The 14,665-nt window shown below is 66.1% G+C and carries 9 protein-coding genes; 3 read left to right on the forward strand and 6 right to left on the reverse strand.

Annotated elements, in window-relative coordinates; genetic code table 11:
- Nucleotides 1-4 precede the first annotated feature (4 nt).
- The 5 genes from LU688_RS10325 to LU688_RS10345 form a co-directional block, all read right to left on the reverse strand.
- Nucleotides 5-2,779, reverse strand: coding sequence for a malto-oligosyltrehalose synthase (locus LU688_RS10325; RefSeq protein WP_232887980.1), 2,775 nt, complete (start codon nucleotides 2,777-2,779; stop codon nucleotides 5-7).
- On the reverse strand, nucleotides 2,776-4,845 hold the full coding sequence (gene malQ, locus LU688_RS10330; RefSeq protein WP_094010497.1) for a 4-alpha-glucanotransferase: 2,070 nt from the start codon (nucleotides 4,843-4,845) through the stop codon (nucleotides 2,776-2,778). The genes LU688_RS10325 and malQ overlap by 4 nt, the downstream gene beginning before the upstream one ends.
- Nucleotides 4,842-6,584, reverse strand: a complete 1,743-nt coding sequence (gene treZ / locus LU688_RS10335) for a malto-oligosyltrehalose trehalohydrolase (RefSeq protein ID WP_038705787.1) — start codon at nucleotides 6,582-6,584, stop codon at nucleotides 4,842-4,844. Before treZ ends, malQ begins: the two co-directional genes overlap by 4 nt.
- 14 nt (nucleotides 6,585-6,598) lie before the next feature.
- Complete coding sequence (glgA, locus tag LU688_RS10340) at nucleotides 6,599-8,158, reverse strand: glycogen synthase GlgA (RefSeq protein ID WP_094010496.1); 1,560 nt, start codon at nucleotides 8,156-8,158, stop codon at nucleotides 6,599-6,601.
- A gap of 490 nt (nucleotides 8,159-8,648) precedes the next feature.
- The gene (locus LU688_RS10345; protein WP_023632543.1) at nucleotides 8,649-8,816 is read right to left on the reverse strand and encodes a DUF6026 family protein; all 168 of its coding nucleotides are present in this window, start codon (nucleotides 8,814-8,816) and stop codon (nucleotides 8,649-8,651) included.
- Between the two features lie 161 nt (nucleotides 8,817-8,977).
- Between LU688_RS10345 and gnd the strand changes: the two genes are divergently transcribed.
- A complete protein-coding gene (gnd, locus tag LU688_RS10350; protein WP_267302229.1) occupies nucleotides 8,978-9,997 on the forward strand; it encodes a phosphogluconate dehydrogenase (NAD(+)-dependent, decarboxylating) in 1,020 nt (339 codons plus the stop codon).
- Nucleotides 9,998-11,506 (forward strand): glucose-6-phosphate dehydrogenase, encoded by a 1,509-nt coding sequence (zwf, locus tag LU688_RS10355; RefSeq protein ID WP_023630066.1) that lies wholly within the window; start codon nucleotides 9,998-10,000, stop codon nucleotides 11,504-11,506.
- Nucleotides 11,507-11,552: 46 nt separating this feature from the next.
- On the opposite strand, the gene LU688_RS10360 is transcribed toward zwf, so the two are convergent.
- Nucleotides 11,553-12,602, reverse strand: a complete 1,050-nt coding sequence (locus tag LU688_RS10360; RefSeq protein WP_023630065.1) for a 3-oxoacyl-[acyl-carrier-protein] synthase III C-terminal domain-containing protein — start codon at nucleotides 12,600-12,602, stop codon at nucleotides 11,553-11,555.
- 243 nt (nucleotides 12,603-12,845) lie between these two features.
- On the opposite strand from LU688_RS10360, the gene LU688_RS10365 reads away from it, so the two are divergent.
- On the forward strand, nucleotides 12,846-14,645 hold the full coding sequence (locus LU688_RS10365; RefSeq protein ID WP_094010495.1) for a glycoside hydrolase family 15 protein: 1,800 nt from the start codon (nucleotides 12,846-12,848) through the stop codon (nucleotides 14,643-14,645).
- Nucleotides 14,646-14,665: the final 20 nt, after the last annotated feature.

Below are 14,665 nucleotides of genomic sequence, written 5' to 3' on the forward strand. Positions count from 1 at the left end.
ACAGTTAGGCATGATCAATCAACACATTGACCGGAAACTCCGCCAGCACGGTGCTTAACATCAGCTCCCTTGAAGGGCTGACCGCACCGCCGCCGAAAAGTCCCGAACAGTTGGCAGGCGACAGGGCAAACGGCAGTACAAGCCGGGTATCGTCCCAGTTCTGTGCCGGGATCAACGGAGTGGCGGCCGCGCCCAGCAGGGCGCTGGCCAGCCGTGGCACGACGATGACGGCGCGCTCGCCCTGGCCGAGGCGGGCAAAGGCCAGCACCTGGTCGGCGTGGCGGCCCTGCACGGTCAGTGGCAGGTAGGCGCCGCGCTGGAACAGCTCGGGATGGGCCTGGCGGGCGTCCAGCACGCGGGCCACCAGGACCTGCTTGATGCGGCCATCGCGCCAGTGGGCGAGCAGCTCGGCGAGTGGCGTACCGTCGTCGAGGCTGGCGCGCCTGGCCGGGTAGTCCACCGGGCGGCGGTTGTCCGGGTCGACCAGCGAGAGGTCCCAGTATTCGTTGCCTTGGTACAAATCCGGCACGCCGGGGGTGGTCATGCGCAGCAGGCACTGCACCAGGCCATTCAAGGCGCCGGGACAGGCCAGGCGCTGCGCGGCCTCATGCAGGGACTGGCGCAGCTGCTGGTTTTCCTCGGCCAGCAGCAGGCCGTCGACATAGGCCGCGCAAGCCGCCTCGTAGCGTTCATTGGGCGCCGCCCAGCTACTGCGCAGCTTGGCCTCGCGCAGCGCCTTGCATTGCCATTGGCGAATACGCTCGGCGTAGCGCTGCAGGCCTTGCGCATCCTCCAGGTCGAGCTCCAGCGGCCAGCTGCCGAGCAGCGTCTGCAACAGCAGCAGCTCGTCGCCGGGGCTTGGCGCCTGCCCATCGTCCAGTGTTTCGCGCAACGGCGCGGCCAGCTCGCGCCAGTGCTCGACGCGGCTGGCCAGCCAGGGCGCGCGTTCGCTGAGCACGGCCAGCCGCGCGCGGCAGTCTTCGCCGCGCTTGTGGTCATGGGTGGCGGTCGCCAGCAGGTTGTCGGGAAAGTCGCGCAGGCGGCGCTGTGCTTCGTTGTGGAACCAGGCGGCGTCGGCGCTGAAACGCTCAGCGTCGAAGCCCACGTCGTTGCGCGACAGCAGCCGGGCGGATCGATAGAACGCGGTGTCTTCCACGGCCTTGGCGGCGCTGGGGGCGGTCAGTTGCTGGAAGCGCACACAGGCGTGGCGCAGATGCTTGCGCGGGCGGCCTGGCGGCAGGTGCCGCCAGGGTTGGCCGCCGAGCCAGCGTTCGAGTTGCTCGAGCAGCGGCCAGTCGGCTTCACCCAGCGACTGGCGCGCCCCGGCCAGCGCCTGCTGGAAGAACGCCTCGTCCTCGGCGGGCCGGCCGCAGGCGTTGATGTAAGTGCGGTACACCGGGTAGTACTCGACCAGCGCCTGCAACGCCCGGCGAATCGCGCCGAGGGTGAGGTCGCGGGTCATCAAGTCGTCGCGGGCCACTTGCAGCAGGGCCTGGGCCACCGATTCGCAGTCGCCGGCCAGGCTGGCGTTGAGCACCAGGAGTCTGGCATTGCGAACCTCCTCGGGGAATTCGGGACGCTCGCTGGTACTGCGCCATAGTTCCTCCAAGGTGAGCTCGCCCGCAGGGTCGTGCTGCAGCAGCGACACCTGGTTCATGAACTCGTAGCCGGTGGTGCCGTCGGTGAGCCAGTCACGGTGCAAGTGCTCGTCCGTGCCAAGGATTTTCTCGACGTAGATGGGGAAGTGCGCCAACGCGGCATCGACGGGGCGTCGCGCCAAGAGCGAGTCGACTCGGCGGCGCAGGTTGCGGCAGTAGCGGCGTGGATCGGCCAGGCCGTCGATATGGTCGATGCGCAGGCCATCGACCAGGCCGCGCTCGATCAGCTCGAACAGCTTGGCGTGGGTGGCCTCGAACACCACGGCACGCTCCACGCGCAAGCCGCCGAGTTCGTTGATGTCGAAGAAGCGCCGCCAGTTGATGTCGTCGGCGGCGGTGCGCCAGCTGGCCAGGCGGTAGGTCTGGCGCTCGAGGAGTAGGTGCAAGCGCTTGAAGCCTGCTTCTGCGCGGCTGTCGAAGGCGGCGAGGGCTGATTGCGGATCCGCGCCGGCAGCGGCCAGGCGCGCCAGTTCACGGTGCAGGGGCTGGACTTCGCGCAACGGCTCTGCCGCTTCGCCGAGGGCGCTGAAATGCGCCGCCAGCGCTTGCAGGCGCGGGTCCTCGGCCTGGCCGAGAATTCGGGGATAGTCCAGGGGGCAGATCGGGAAACGGTGCTCATGGTGGGCAACTTCGAAGCGCCCGTGGTGCGCATCGAAGGTTAGCGGAATCTCGCCGTTGTGCAGGGCGGCGCCATAGTCGCTGCCCAGGAACGGCAGCAACAGTTGCCCGGCCAGCAACGGATCGCTGGAGTGCCATTGGATATCGAAGAACTCCGCGTAGGGGCTGCGCCGGCCCCAGGCCAGCAGGCTCTGCCACCAGGGGTTGTCGGCGCCGCCTACAGCCATGTGGTTGGAAACCGTGTCGACGATGAGCCCCATGCCATGCTGGCGCAAGGCCGCTACCAGGCGTTCGAGCGCTGCCTCGCCGCCGAGTTCGGGATTGACCCGGGTCGGGTCGACCACGTCATAGCCATGGCGCGAGCCTGCGCGGGCAGTGAGGATCGGCGAGGCGTACAAGTGGCTGATTCCCAGCCGGGCAAAATAAGGTACCAGCGGCACCGCGTGGTCGAGGGTGAAGTCGCTGTGCAGTTGCAGGCGCAGAGTGGCGGTCAAGGGTTTCATCGGTCACGCTCCCAGGCTTGTTCGCGGGCCTGGGCCAGCAGTTCCAGACGCCGGGCGGCGTCCTCGTCGTCCAGCAGTTCGCGCACCGACGCCTTGAAGCGGCGGCGCCAATTGGGATGGCCGGTGGTGGTGCCGGGCAGGTTGGGTTGCTCGTCGTTGCCCAGCAGGTCTTCCAGGGGCACCAGTACCAGCGGCGCGCGGGTATGGCCGACAAAGCGGATCGCTGCGTCGATCAGTGCCGAATCGTCGCGCAGTGGCCCGTAGTTCTGTTCCAGGGTGCGGCGCAGGCCGTCGCGCTCCAGCGCCCGGGTATGGCGCCAGTGCAGCTCGGTGGCGGCATCGATCAATTGCAGGCGGTGGCTCCAGTCGATATCACGGCCGCTCAGCCAGCCGGCGAGTGGGGCCAGGTCATGGGTGCCGGTGGTGGCCAGGGCGTTGTCCGGCCAGTCGAGGATCGGTGTGAAGCGTCCGGGGGGCTGCTGCTCGAATGGCAGCACCCGCATGCCCAGCACGGCCTTGTCGGCCAGGCGTTCGCGCAGGCCCTCGGGCACGGTACCCAGGTCCTCGCCGAGGATGATCGCCTGGTGCCGCGCCGACTCCAGCGCCAGCAAGCGCAGCAGGTCGTCCAGTGGATACTCCAGGTAGGCGCCTTCGCTGGGCTTGGCGCCACGCGGGATCAGCCACAGGCGGCGCAGGCCCATCACGTGATCGATGCGCAGGCCGCCGGCATGGGCCAGGTTGGCCCTCAGCATCTCGATGAAGGCGCGGTAGCCGTTGCGTCGCAGGCCTTCGGCGGAGAACGCGCAGATGCCCCAGTCTTGCCCGGCGCGATTGAGTATGTCGGGCGGCGCGCCGACGTTGAGTTCCGCCAGCAGTTCGTCCTGGCGGCTCCAGGCCTGGCTGCCGGCACCGTCCGCGCCCACTGCCAGGTCGGCGATCAGGCCCACGGCCATGCCGTTGCCGCGTGCCGCGTCCTGGGCCCGCTGCAGGCTGCGCTCGGCCAGCCACTGGCAGAAGGCATGGAACTCGACCCGCGCCGGATAGGCGTTGGCGAAGGCTTCGACCTCGGGATCGTAGGGGTCGTGCCAGGCCTTGGGCCAGTTGCGCCAGTCCGCGCCCAGGCCGCTGCTCACCGCCTCGGCCTGCAGCACTTCGAAGCGGCAGTGGTGTTCCAGTTGCTCGCCGGCGTTGGCGCGGAAACTGTCGAAGTCTGCGCGCAGGGGGTGCTCGCCCTGGCTGAAATGTCGGTAGAGCGCTTCGAGCAGGCGCAGCCGGGCCTCGGCGGCCCTGGGCCAGTCCACCAGCGTGTGCTGCTCCAGCGCTTCGAGGGTCGCCTCCAGTTCACAGGCCTCGGTGGCCATGCGCACTTCGCGTTCGCCGAAGACCACGCCGGGGCTGGCATAGAGCACATTGAGCAGCAGGCGGCTGGACGGCGAATAAGGGCTGTAGTGGTGCTGGTCGAAGGCCGACAGGGTGTGGATCGGGCTGATCGCCAGGGCATCGGCACCGCGCTCGGCGGCGTGGCGCGCCAGTTGTTCCAGCGCCAGACAGTCGCCAAAGCCGCCGTCGCCGGGGCGCCGCAGGCTGTACAGCTGCACGGCAAGGCCCCAGCAACGGGGCGGGGGTTGCTCCACGCAGTCTTGCAGGGCATGGCAACGCGCCGGTGCCACGGCCACGGTACAGGTCCGGCCATCGATATCCAGGCGGTGATAGCCCAGGGGCAAGCCGGCCGGCAGCCGCGCCTGGGCGTCCAGGGTCAGACTGCGCTGGCTGCCGTCTTCCAGACTGCAGCGGACCTGGCTGGCGGCGCTGAAGTAACGCTGCAGGTCCAGGGGCTGGTCGATGTCGACGGTCAGCAGCGGTGGCAGGTGCTCGCTGTCTTCGGCCTGCTCCACGGCGCGCAGGCTGGCGTCGATCTCGGCAGCGTTGCCGGCCGGGTGGCCAAGGCCGGCGAGCACCTGGCGCAGCACGTCATCGCTGACCTGCTGCGGGCGGTTGTTGGCATCGATCCAGTCGCGGGCCAGGCCCACCCGGGCGGCCAGGCGGTGAAGGGGCTCTGCGCTCATGGCATCTCCTGGTCGGGGGGCAGCAGGCTCACCACGCAGCTGTGCGCGGCTAGCATCGAGTCGGGGTGGGCGTTGTCGCTGCTGTCGAACAGGCGGCGGGGCAGGGCCGGCAGGGTGACCGGCTGGGGCTGGGCCTCGAGGTTCAGGTCGATGCGCAGCTGCTGGCCGTCGCCCAGGCGCCAGCGGGCGGTCAGCGCCTTGGCGCCGAGTACCTCGCAGCCCTCGGCGCGGGTGCCGGGCAGGTGCGGGATGACATGGCGCCTGCGCAGTTCGAGCAGTTGCTGGTACAAACCGTGCCATCCGGCCAGCACCTCCTGTTGCCTAGGTTTGGAGGTCTCGAAGGTGGTCTCGGCGTTGGGGTCGGGTATCTGCTCGCGCTTCTGCGGGTCGGCGAAGGCCTCGAAATGGGCGAACTCGCCACGCCGGCCTTCACGCACGGCATCGGCCAGCGCGTCGTGGAAGTCGGTGAAGAACAGGAACGGCTTGCGGCTGCCGTCGTCGTCGCCCATGAACAGCAGCGGGATCATCGGCGCCAGCAGCAGCAGGGTGGTGGCGGCCTTCAGTGCCTGCGGCGGGCAGAGCCGGGACAGCCGTTCGCCCAGGGCGCGGTTGCCGACCTGGTCGTGGTTTTGCAGGAACAGCACGAACGCGCTGGGCGGCAGGTGGCCGCTGGGCTCGCCGCGCGGCCTGCCGTGGCGGTCGGGCTGGCCCTGGAACACGAAGCCCTCGGCCAGGCAGCGCGCCAGCTGCTCGATCGGCCGGTCCTTGTAATCGGCGTAGTAGCCTTCGGTTTCGCCTGTCAGCAGTACGTGCAGGGCGTTGTGGCCGTCGTCGTTCCACTGCGCGTCGAAGCCTTGCTCGAGCAGCGTCGCCTGGTTGTGCTCGTTCTCCAGAACCAGCCAGACCTGCCGCCCGGGCTCGACCGTGGCGCGTACGCGCTGGGCCAGTTCGACGAGAAAGTCCGGCTGGTCGATGGCGTGCACCGCGTCCAGGCGCAGGCCGTCGCAGCGGTAGTCGCACAGCCACATCAGGGCGTTCTGTATGAAAAACTCGCGCACCTCGGCGCGACGGAAGTCGATGGCCGCGCCCCAAGGTGTCTGGCGGTCTTCACGGAAAAACGGGCTGGCGTAGCGGTGCAGGTAATTGCCGTCCGGGCCGAAATGGTTGTACACCACGTCCACCAGCACCATCAGACGCTCGGCGTGGGCGGCGTCGACCAGCGCGCACAGGTCTTGTGGGCGGCCATAGCTGTGCTGCGGGGCGAATGGCAGCACCCCGTCGTAGCCCCAGTTGCGCTCACCTGGGAACTGCCCCAGGGGCATCAGCTCGATGGCGCTGATGCCCAGCTCGGCCAGGCGCGGCAGCTGCTGGGCCACGCCGGCGTAGCCATCGAGCAGGCCTACGTGCAGCTCCTGGATCACTGCCTCGTGCCAAGGCCGCCCCTGCCAGGGATGGCGCCAGGGATAACCGCTCAGGTCCACCAGTTCGCTGGGGCCCTGTACCCCCTCCGGCTGGCAGCGCGAGGCCGGGTCGGCCACCGGCAGTTCATCGTCGATCAGAAACCGATAGCGTTCGCCCGCTTGGCAGGGGGCGACGCCGGTATACCAGCCCTCGTCGTCGGGCAGCAGTGCCACAGGTGGCCGCTCCCCGATCGTCACGCTCACGCTGCGCGCATCCGGCGCCCACAGGGCGAAGCGCGCCGACGTGGCGTCCAGTAACTGTGCGCCATGCTTGTGCATCGTCGGCTCTCCGCTCAGTAGTAGGCGTGCTGGGTCTGCTTCACCAGGTCTTCGTACAGCCGCGCGTAAGGTTCCACCGCCTGGCACCAGTTGAATGGCTGGGTCATCGACAGGCAGCGCATGGCATTGAGCAGGTGCTTCTTGCCATACACGTAGAAAGCGCGGCTCAGGGCCTCGCGGTAGCTGTCCACGGTGGAGTCGTCGAACAGGAAGCCGGTCACGCCGTTCTCGATGGTGTCGGCCAAGCCGCCCGTATTGCGTGCCACCGGCAACGAGCCAAAACGCTGGGCGTACATCTGGCTCAGGCCGCAGGGCTCGTAGCGCGATGGCATGAGCAGGAAGTCGCTGCCTGCGAACATGCGCCGGGCGTCGGTCTCGTTGAAGCCGATGCGCACGCCGATGCGGCCGGGGTGACGCAGGGCCAGGTCGCGCATGGCCTGTTCTTCCTCGGGTTCACCACGGCCGATGATGGCGATCTGGCCGCCTTGCTCGACGATGTAGTCGGCCACGCCCAGGGTCAGGTCCAGGCCTTTCTGGTAGACCAGTCGCGAAACCACGGCAAACAGTGGTCCCTCGCTCGCTTCCAGGCCGAACAGCGCACGGACCTGGTCGGCATTGCGTGCCTTGCCCTCCCAGTCGTTGATGCTGAAGTTGTAGTCCAGGTGCTGGTCGGTGGCCGAGTCCCAGCTTTCGTCGATACCGTTGGGGATGCCGCCGAGCAGGCCTTGCTGGGCTTTGCTGGCAAGAAAACCGTCCAGGCCACAGCCGAACTCGGGTGTGGTGATTTCCTTGGCGTAGGTGGCGCTGACCGTGGTGATCTGGCTGGCGTATGCAAGCCCGGCCTTGAGGAACGACAGCTTGCCGTAGAACTCCATGCCTTCCTGCTGCATGGCGTGGTCTGGGATCGCCAGCTCCGGGCTGCAGCCACGGCTGTACACGCCCTGGTAGGCCAGGTTGTGGATGGTGAACAGGGTCGGGGTGCTCAGGCCGCGCCAGTGCATGTAGGCCGGGGCCAGCCCGGCCGGCCAGTCGTGGGCGTGCACCAGGTCGGGGCGCCAGTGGGCCATTCCTTCGCCGGCGGCTATTTCTGCAGCCGCCAGGCCCAGGCGGGCGAAACGAATGTGATTGTCGGGCCAGTCGCGACCGTTGTTGGCGCCGTAGGGCGTGCCGTCGCGCTGGTACAGCTCGGGGCAGATCAGCACATAGATAACCAGGCCGTCGGCCAGATCCATGCGGCCGATCTTGCACGGCGGCAGCGCGGCGTGGCCGCCCAGTTCGCCGACAATGTGAATGGGGTTGTCGCTCTCGACCACCTGGCGGTAACCGGGGATCAGCACGCGCACATCGTGCAGGTGCGCCAGGGCACGGGGCAGGGCAGCGGACACGTCGCCCAGTCCGCCGGTCTTGACCAGGTCGGCGATCTCCGAGGTGACGAACAACACCTTGCGCTTGTTCGGGTTATGCTGGCGCTGCGCGCCGGGTGCCTTGCCTGTCGGGGCGAGGGCCGCAGGCAGCGGCTCGCGGTTATCCGGGTTGAATGACTCTACGTGAGGTTCGACAGCGGCACTGATCATACTTCTCTCCGTCCCTTGTTCTGTGTACTTGGCGTTGGCTCGTGGGTCTGCTCTCTGATCGTTGTTGCATCTTCGTAGTGCGTTCCTTGCCCCAGATTCGTGCGCGCAGGCACGGCACGCTCGGCATTCCCGCCGAAAAACGTATGGACTGGTTGGGGGTGTGGGCCTGGCGTGAGGCAGTCCTTTTGCTTCGGCCCTACTTAATTCCTGACCTGCCCGGGTTTTGGAAAGTTCGACTTTTTTACCTGACTTTTTCCGAGCAAAACGCGGGCCGAAACTGGAGTGTAGGAGACGAAGCGGTATGAAAGTGACCCATTGGTCATTTTTGTGGCGATGCTTTGCCCGCGCAAACGTTGGCGAGTTGTTGCAAAATATGAGGGTAGACGGCGTAGGCGATCCGGATTCGCCACAGGCGCGGCACAAGGTGAGCACAGCGGGAAACTGTGAAGAGGTGGGAGCCTGGCAGCTCCCACGCAGATGGGGCGTTGATTCAGAGGCCGGCGGCCTTGCCTTGCAGGCGGGCCTGTTCAAGCAGCAGGTTCAGCTCGGCGACCTGCTGGCGCAGGTCATCGCGCTCATCCTTCAACTGGCGCAGCTCGTCGCGGCGCACGGTGACATAGAGGGTCTGGGTGGGAGTGGCAGGCATCAGGGTACCCATGGACACACCTCGCATGGCTGGTGACATTTTGAAGCGTAGACGCTTCACGCGGCGCGCATTCTGAATTCTTTGCAGGCCCTTGGGAACTTTTTTGTTTATCGTTGTCGCCCCGTTCGTCGGTGAACCCTACGCCAGAACGCTGGACTAATCTGAAATCTTCAATTGTTGTAAAGCAAAACCAACGGGAGCGTCGGCACATGCAACTGGGAATCATCGGGCTTGGCCGCATGGGCGGCAATATCGCAAGGCGCCTGATGCGCGCAGGTCACAGCACTGTGGTCCACGATCGCAACCGCGAAGCCATCACTACCCTGGAAAGTGAAGGGGCCGTCGGCGCCCACGACCTCGGGGCGCTGGTGCAGAAACTCAAGGCGCCGCGCGCGGTGTGGGTCATGCTGCCCGCCGGCGAAATCACCGAGCAGACCATCGCGCAACTGGCCGACCTGCTCGAGCCGGGCGATGCGATCATCGATGGTGGCAATACCTTCTACAAGGACGACGTGCGCCGCGCCGCCGAGCTGGGCAAGCGTGGCCTGCACTACCTCGACGTCGGCACCTCCGGCGGCGTGTGGGGCCTGGACCGTGGCTACTGCATGATGATCGGCGGCGAGAAAGAAGTGTTCGAGCGCCTGGAACCGCTGTTCAAGGCGCTCGCCCCGGGCGTCGGTGACATTCCGCGCACCCAGGGCCGCAGCGGCGAGCACGAGCGCGCCGAACACGGTTACATCCACGCTGGCCCGCCCGGCGCCGGTCACTACGTGAAGATGGTGCACAACGGCATCGAGTACGGCCTGATGCAGGCCTACGCCGAAGGTTTCGACCTGCTGCGCAGCAAGGGTGGCCCGGAGTTGCCGCAAGAGCAGCGCTTTGACCTCAATGTGGCCGAGATCGCCGAAGTTTGGCGCCGCGGCAGCGTGGTCACCTCCTGGCTGCTGGACCTGACCGCCGACGCGCTGGTGGCCGACCCGCAACTGACCGAATTCAGTGGCTCGGTGTCCGACAGCGGCGAAGGGCGCTGGACCATCGACGCCGCCGTCGAACAGGCCGTGCCGGTGCCGGTACTGTCCAGCGCGCTGTTCGCCCGTTTCCGCTCGCGCCAGCAGCAGGGCACCTACGGTGACAAGATCCTCTCCGCCATGCGCCTGGGCTTCGGCGGCCACGTCGAGAAAAAGAAGGACTAAATGACTAAACCGACCATCCCCGCGGCGCCGCCATGCACCTTGTTCCTGTTCGGCGCCAACGGCGACCTGGTCAAGCGCCTGCTGATGCCGGCGCTGTACAACCTCAGCCGTGACGGCCTGCTCGACCGCAACCTGCGTATCGTTGGGGTCGACCACAACCCGGCCACGGCCGAGGACTTTGCCGCGCGCCTGCATGCCTTCATGCAGGCGCGGGACAAGGGCGCGGAAGGGAGTGCCAAGTGCCTGGACGAAAAGCTCTGGGCGCGCCTGGCCAAGCGCCTGGACTATCAGACCGGCGACTTCCTCGACCCCGAGACTTACCAGGCCCTGGCTCGGCGCATCGCTAAAACCGGCCATGGCAATGCCATTTTCTACCTGGCCACCTCGCCACGCTTCTTCCCCGAGGTGGCCCAGCGCCTGGGCGACGCCGGCCTGCTCGACGAGTCGGGCGGCGGCTTTCGCCGGGTGGTGGTGGAGAAACCCTTCGGTACTGACCTTGCCAGCGCCGAAGCGCTCAACGCTTGCCTGCTCAAGGTGATGAACGAGCGGCAGATCTACCGCATCGACCATTACCTGGGCAAGGAAACCGTGCAGAACATCCTGGTCAGCCGTTTCTCCAACGGCCTGTTCGAATCGTTCTGGAACAATCATTACATCGACCACGTGCAGATCACCGCCGCCGAAACCGTCGGCGTCGAGACGCGCGGGGCGTTCTACGACAACACCGGCGCTCTGCGCGACATGGTGCCCAACCACCTGTTCCAGCTGCTGGCGATGGTCGCCATGGAGCCGCCGGCGGCCTTCGGCGCTGATGCCGTGCGCGGTGAAAAGGCCAAGGTGATCGGCGCCATCCGTCCCTGGTCGCAAAAGATGGCCCTGCGCAATTCCGTGCGTGGCCAGTACAGCACCGGCAAGCAGGGACGCAAGAAACTGCCCGGCTACCGCGAAGAAGCCAATGTCGCCCCGCACAGCCAGACCGAGACCTATGTCGCGCTCAAGGTGATGATCGACAACTGGCGCTGGGCGGGGGTGCCGTTCTACCTGCGCACCGGCAAGCGCATGAGCGTGCGCGACACCGAGATCGCCATCTGCTTCAAACCGGCGCCCTACGCGCAGTTCCGCGAAAGCGAACTGGAGCGGCCCAAGCCCAACTACCTGAAGATCCAGATTCAGCCCAACGAAGGCATGTGGTTCGACCTGCAGGCCAAGCGCCCGGGGCCGGAGCTGGTGATGGAGAATGTCGAGCTGGGTTTCGCCTACAAGGACTTCTTCAAGATGACCCCGGCGACCGGCTACGAGACGTTGATCTACGACTGCCTTACCGGCGACCAGACCCTGTTCCAGCGCGCCGACAATATCGAGAACGGTTGGCGTGCCGTGCAGCCGTTCCTCGATGCCTGGGCGGCCGAGGGTGGCGAGGTGCATGAGTATGCGGCGGGAGAGGATGGCCCCGAGGCCGGTGATGAGTTGCTGGCGCGGGACAAGCGCGAGTGGCATACGCTGGGGTGAGCCTGCAGCAACCTACCGCCGTTGGCGGTAGGCGCGCAAATATGCCCTACAAAGTGAACGACAGCGCCGAGAACACCATCCCGCCACTGCCCGCCCAGCCCATGCAGAACTGGCCTTGCTCGGCTTCGCCCCGGCTCATCGCATCAAAGATGCCGAAGGGAATCGACGCGGTAATGATGTTGCCGGTCTTGTGCCCGACGTGATGCAACTTGTGATCGACGCCGATCATCTGGCCAATATGTTCCCACATCTTTGGCGAGCCGGTATGGATGAACACTTTGTGCACGTCGTCCGCGGTGAGTTTTTGCAGGTTGAAGACTTTGATCGCTTCGTTACGACCATCTTCGTGCAGGGCGGCGGCATAGGAGTTGAATTGATATTGGCCACCGGTGGGTTCGATCTTGGCGATATCCGCCTCGTTGCAGAACAGTTTCCAATCCGGCAACGAGATGGTTGACAAGTCACTCAGGTCGGGTCGGTTGATGTACGAGAACTTGAAGTTGTCCGTTGCTTCATTACTGAGGATGGTGACAACGGCGGCTTCACCGATGGTAAAGCTCGGGAACTTGTAGGCCAGTTCGGCCGGCGACTGCAGCGAGAAGTTCTTGGGCATCACCGGCCCGCCCGCCGACATGCCGAACTCCATGTTGACGATGGCGGCGTAGCGGATTTCACCCGCCTGCATCTTGCTGTTGATGACGTCCATCGCCGTCACCCAGCCGTTGCAGGCGTCGACCACATCGAAGTTGCGGCAGTTCAGCCCCAGTGCCTTGGCTATGAAGGTACTGTTGGCCGGCTCGATGAAGCCACGGGTGACGTTGGGGTAGATCAGCAGGTCCAGGTCGGCCTTGCTGATATTGGCCTGGGCCAGCGCCGCGTCGAAGGCCGCTTCCATCAATTGCATCGGCGTCTCGTCAGCCGCCAGCCAATGGCGGGTGTCGCTACCGCTTTTTTCCAGCAACTTGCCGATGGTCTTCAGTGTTTTCGGCAAGTCTTCCTGGAAAGTGTTGCGGGAGTGTTCTTCCACCAGGTTGATAACGTCCTGGTTGCTGACGCAGCGTGAGGGCAGTATTCCGGATAATCCGACAATCTTCATAAAACGTCCTTGTTGAAAGTAGTGACTCAGCGCAATGGTTGCGCACGGGCAGAAGCTTAATCATCCTGATAAGCAACCACTGGCGCGGTATTTCTAACACAGCGCAACAGTGAATCAGTGCCGTGGATCAATGTTCCTGCGCATCGATTCCAACGCCTCGGCAACCTGCGCCAAGTACATCTCAACGGAACCGGCAATCGCGCTTCGGCATCCAAACTCACGCCCACCGCCTGAGGATCCGAGATGCCCGCCCTGATCGAAGACTACGCCCTCATCGGCAACTGCCGCAGCGCCGCCCTGATCAACCGCGACGGCGCCATCGACTGGTTGTGCCTGCCGCGCTTCGACGCCCCCGCAGTGTTCGCCGCGTTGCTGGGCAACGAGGAAAACGGCCGTTGGCGCATCGCCCCCAGCGACCCGGTCGAGCACAGCGCGCGCCGCTACCTCGACGACACCCTGGTACTGGAAACCACCTGGACCACCGCCAGCGGCCGCGCCCGCGTACTCGACTGCATGCCCCTGGGCGAGGCCAATGCGGTTTTGCGTATTGTCGAGGGCCTGGCCGGCGAGACGGCGTTCGAGATGGACCTGGTGCTGCGCTTCGACTATGGCCGCAGCGTGCCCTGGGTGGAGAAGCTCGACCCGCTGACCCTGAGCGCGGTGGCCGGCCCCGATCGCCTTATCCTGCGCAGCAGCACCGAGACCCATGGCCGGGACCACCACAGCGTTGCCCGGTTTCGCGTGCGCGCCGGTGAGCGTCAGGTGTTCAGCCTTTGCCATCAGCCCTCGCACCTGCCTGTGCAGCCCGGTTGCGATGTCGACCACGACCTCGAGCAGACCATCAACCAATGGCAGGCCTTCGCCGCCCGCTGCCCCGACGTCGGCCCATACACCGAGCGGGTACGCCGTTCGCTGCTGACCCTCAAGGCCATGACCTACGCGCCCACCGGGGGCATGGTCGCCGCCGTCACTACCTCGCTGCCCGAGCGCGTCGGTGGCGAGCGCAACTGGGACTACCGCTACTGCTGGCTGCGCGACGCCACCATGACCTTGCTGGCGCTGATGAACCTCGGCTACTTCGACGAGGCCCAGGCCTGGCGCGAGTGGCTGCTGCGCTCGGTGGCGGGCAACCCCGAGCAGATGCAGATCATGTACGGGCTGGCCGGCGAGCGCGACCTGCCGGAGTTCAGCCTGCCCTGGCTGCCCGGTTACGAGCATTCGCAGCCGGTGCGGGTCGGCAATGCCGCGTCCGAGCAGTTGCAGCTGGATATCTACGGCGAACTGGCCGACGCCATGACGCAGGCCATCAAGGGTGGGCTGCCGCGTCATCCGCGCAGCGCCGCCATCGCCCGCTCGATCCTGCCGTACCTCGAAAGCATCTGGCGCGAGCCGGACGAGGGGCTGTGGGAGGTACGTGGCGGTCGTCAGCACTTCGTGCACTCCAAGGTCATGGCCTGGGTTGCCTTCGACCGCTCGGCGAGCCTGGCCGACACCACCGAGGAAGGGCGTGAACGGGGGCGACATTACCGCCAGGTGGCGGACCAGATCCGTGACGAGGTCTGCCGTCGCGGGCTGGATGCCGACGGGCGTCACTTCGTTCAGGCCTACGGCTCGACCGAGCTGGACGCGAGCCTGCTGCAGATCGCCCTGACCGGCTTTCTGCCGGCCGACGATCCACGTTTCCTGCGCACCCTCGAACAGATCGAAACCCGCCTGCTGCGCAACGGCCTGCTGCTGCGCTACGACAGTGACAGTTGCAGCGACGGCCTGACGCCAGGGGAGGGGACGTTCCTGGTGTGTTCGTTCTGGTTGGCGGATGTCTACGTGCTGCTGGGGCGGCAGGAGGAGGCGCAGGCGCTTTATGAGCGGCTCACGGCCTTGTGCAATGACGTGGGATTGCTGGCCGAGCAGTACGATCCGGTGGGCAAACGGATGCTGGGGAATTTCCCGCAGGCGTTCAGCCATATTGGCATCATCAATACGGCGTTGAACCTGCACCGGGCGCAGTGTCCGGTGCGGGAACGGGCACGGTGCGGTGACTGAGGTCAGGTGGTTTGATCTTG

The sequence above is a fragment of the Pseudomonas soli genome (assembly GCF_021283165.2).
GTDB lineage: Bacteria > Pseudomonadota > Gammaproteobacteria > Pseudomonadales > Pseudomonadaceae > Aquipseudomonas > Aquipseudomonas soli.

Excerpts from the sequence above, each read along its gene's own strand:
- malQ (WP_094010497.1), bottom strand. The coding sequence starts at position 4,845 with ATGAGCGCAGAGCCCCTTCACCGCCTGGCCGCCCGGGTGGGCCTGGCC.
- LU688_RS10345 (WP_023632543.1), bottom strand. The coding sequence starts at position 8,816 with ATGGGTACCCTGATGCCTGCCACTCCCACCCAGACCCTCTATGTCACC.
- LU688_RS10360 (WP_023630065.1), bottom strand. The coding sequence starts at position 12,602 with ATGAAGATTGTCGGATTATCCGGAATACTGCCCTCACGCTGCGTCAGC.
- zwf (WP_023630066.1), top strand. The coding sequence starts at position 9,998 with ATGACTAAACCGACCATCCCCGCGGCGCCGCCATGCACCTTGTTCCTG.
- glgA (WP_094010496.1), bottom strand. The coding sequence starts at position 8,158 with ATGATCAGTGCCGCTGTCGAACCTCACGTAGAGTCATTCAACCCGGAT.
- LU688_RS10325 (WP_232887980.1), bottom strand. The coding sequence starts at position 2,779 with ATGAAACCCTTGACCGCCACTCTGCGCCTGCAACTGCACAGCGACTTC.
- treZ (WP_038705787.1), bottom strand. The coding sequence starts at position 6,584 with ATGCACAAGCATGGCGCACAGTTACTGGACGCCACGTCGGCGCGCTTC.
- LU688_RS10365 (WP_094010495.1), top strand. The coding sequence starts at position 12,846 with ATGCCCGCCCTGATCGAAGACTACGCCCTCATCGGCAACTGCCGCAGC.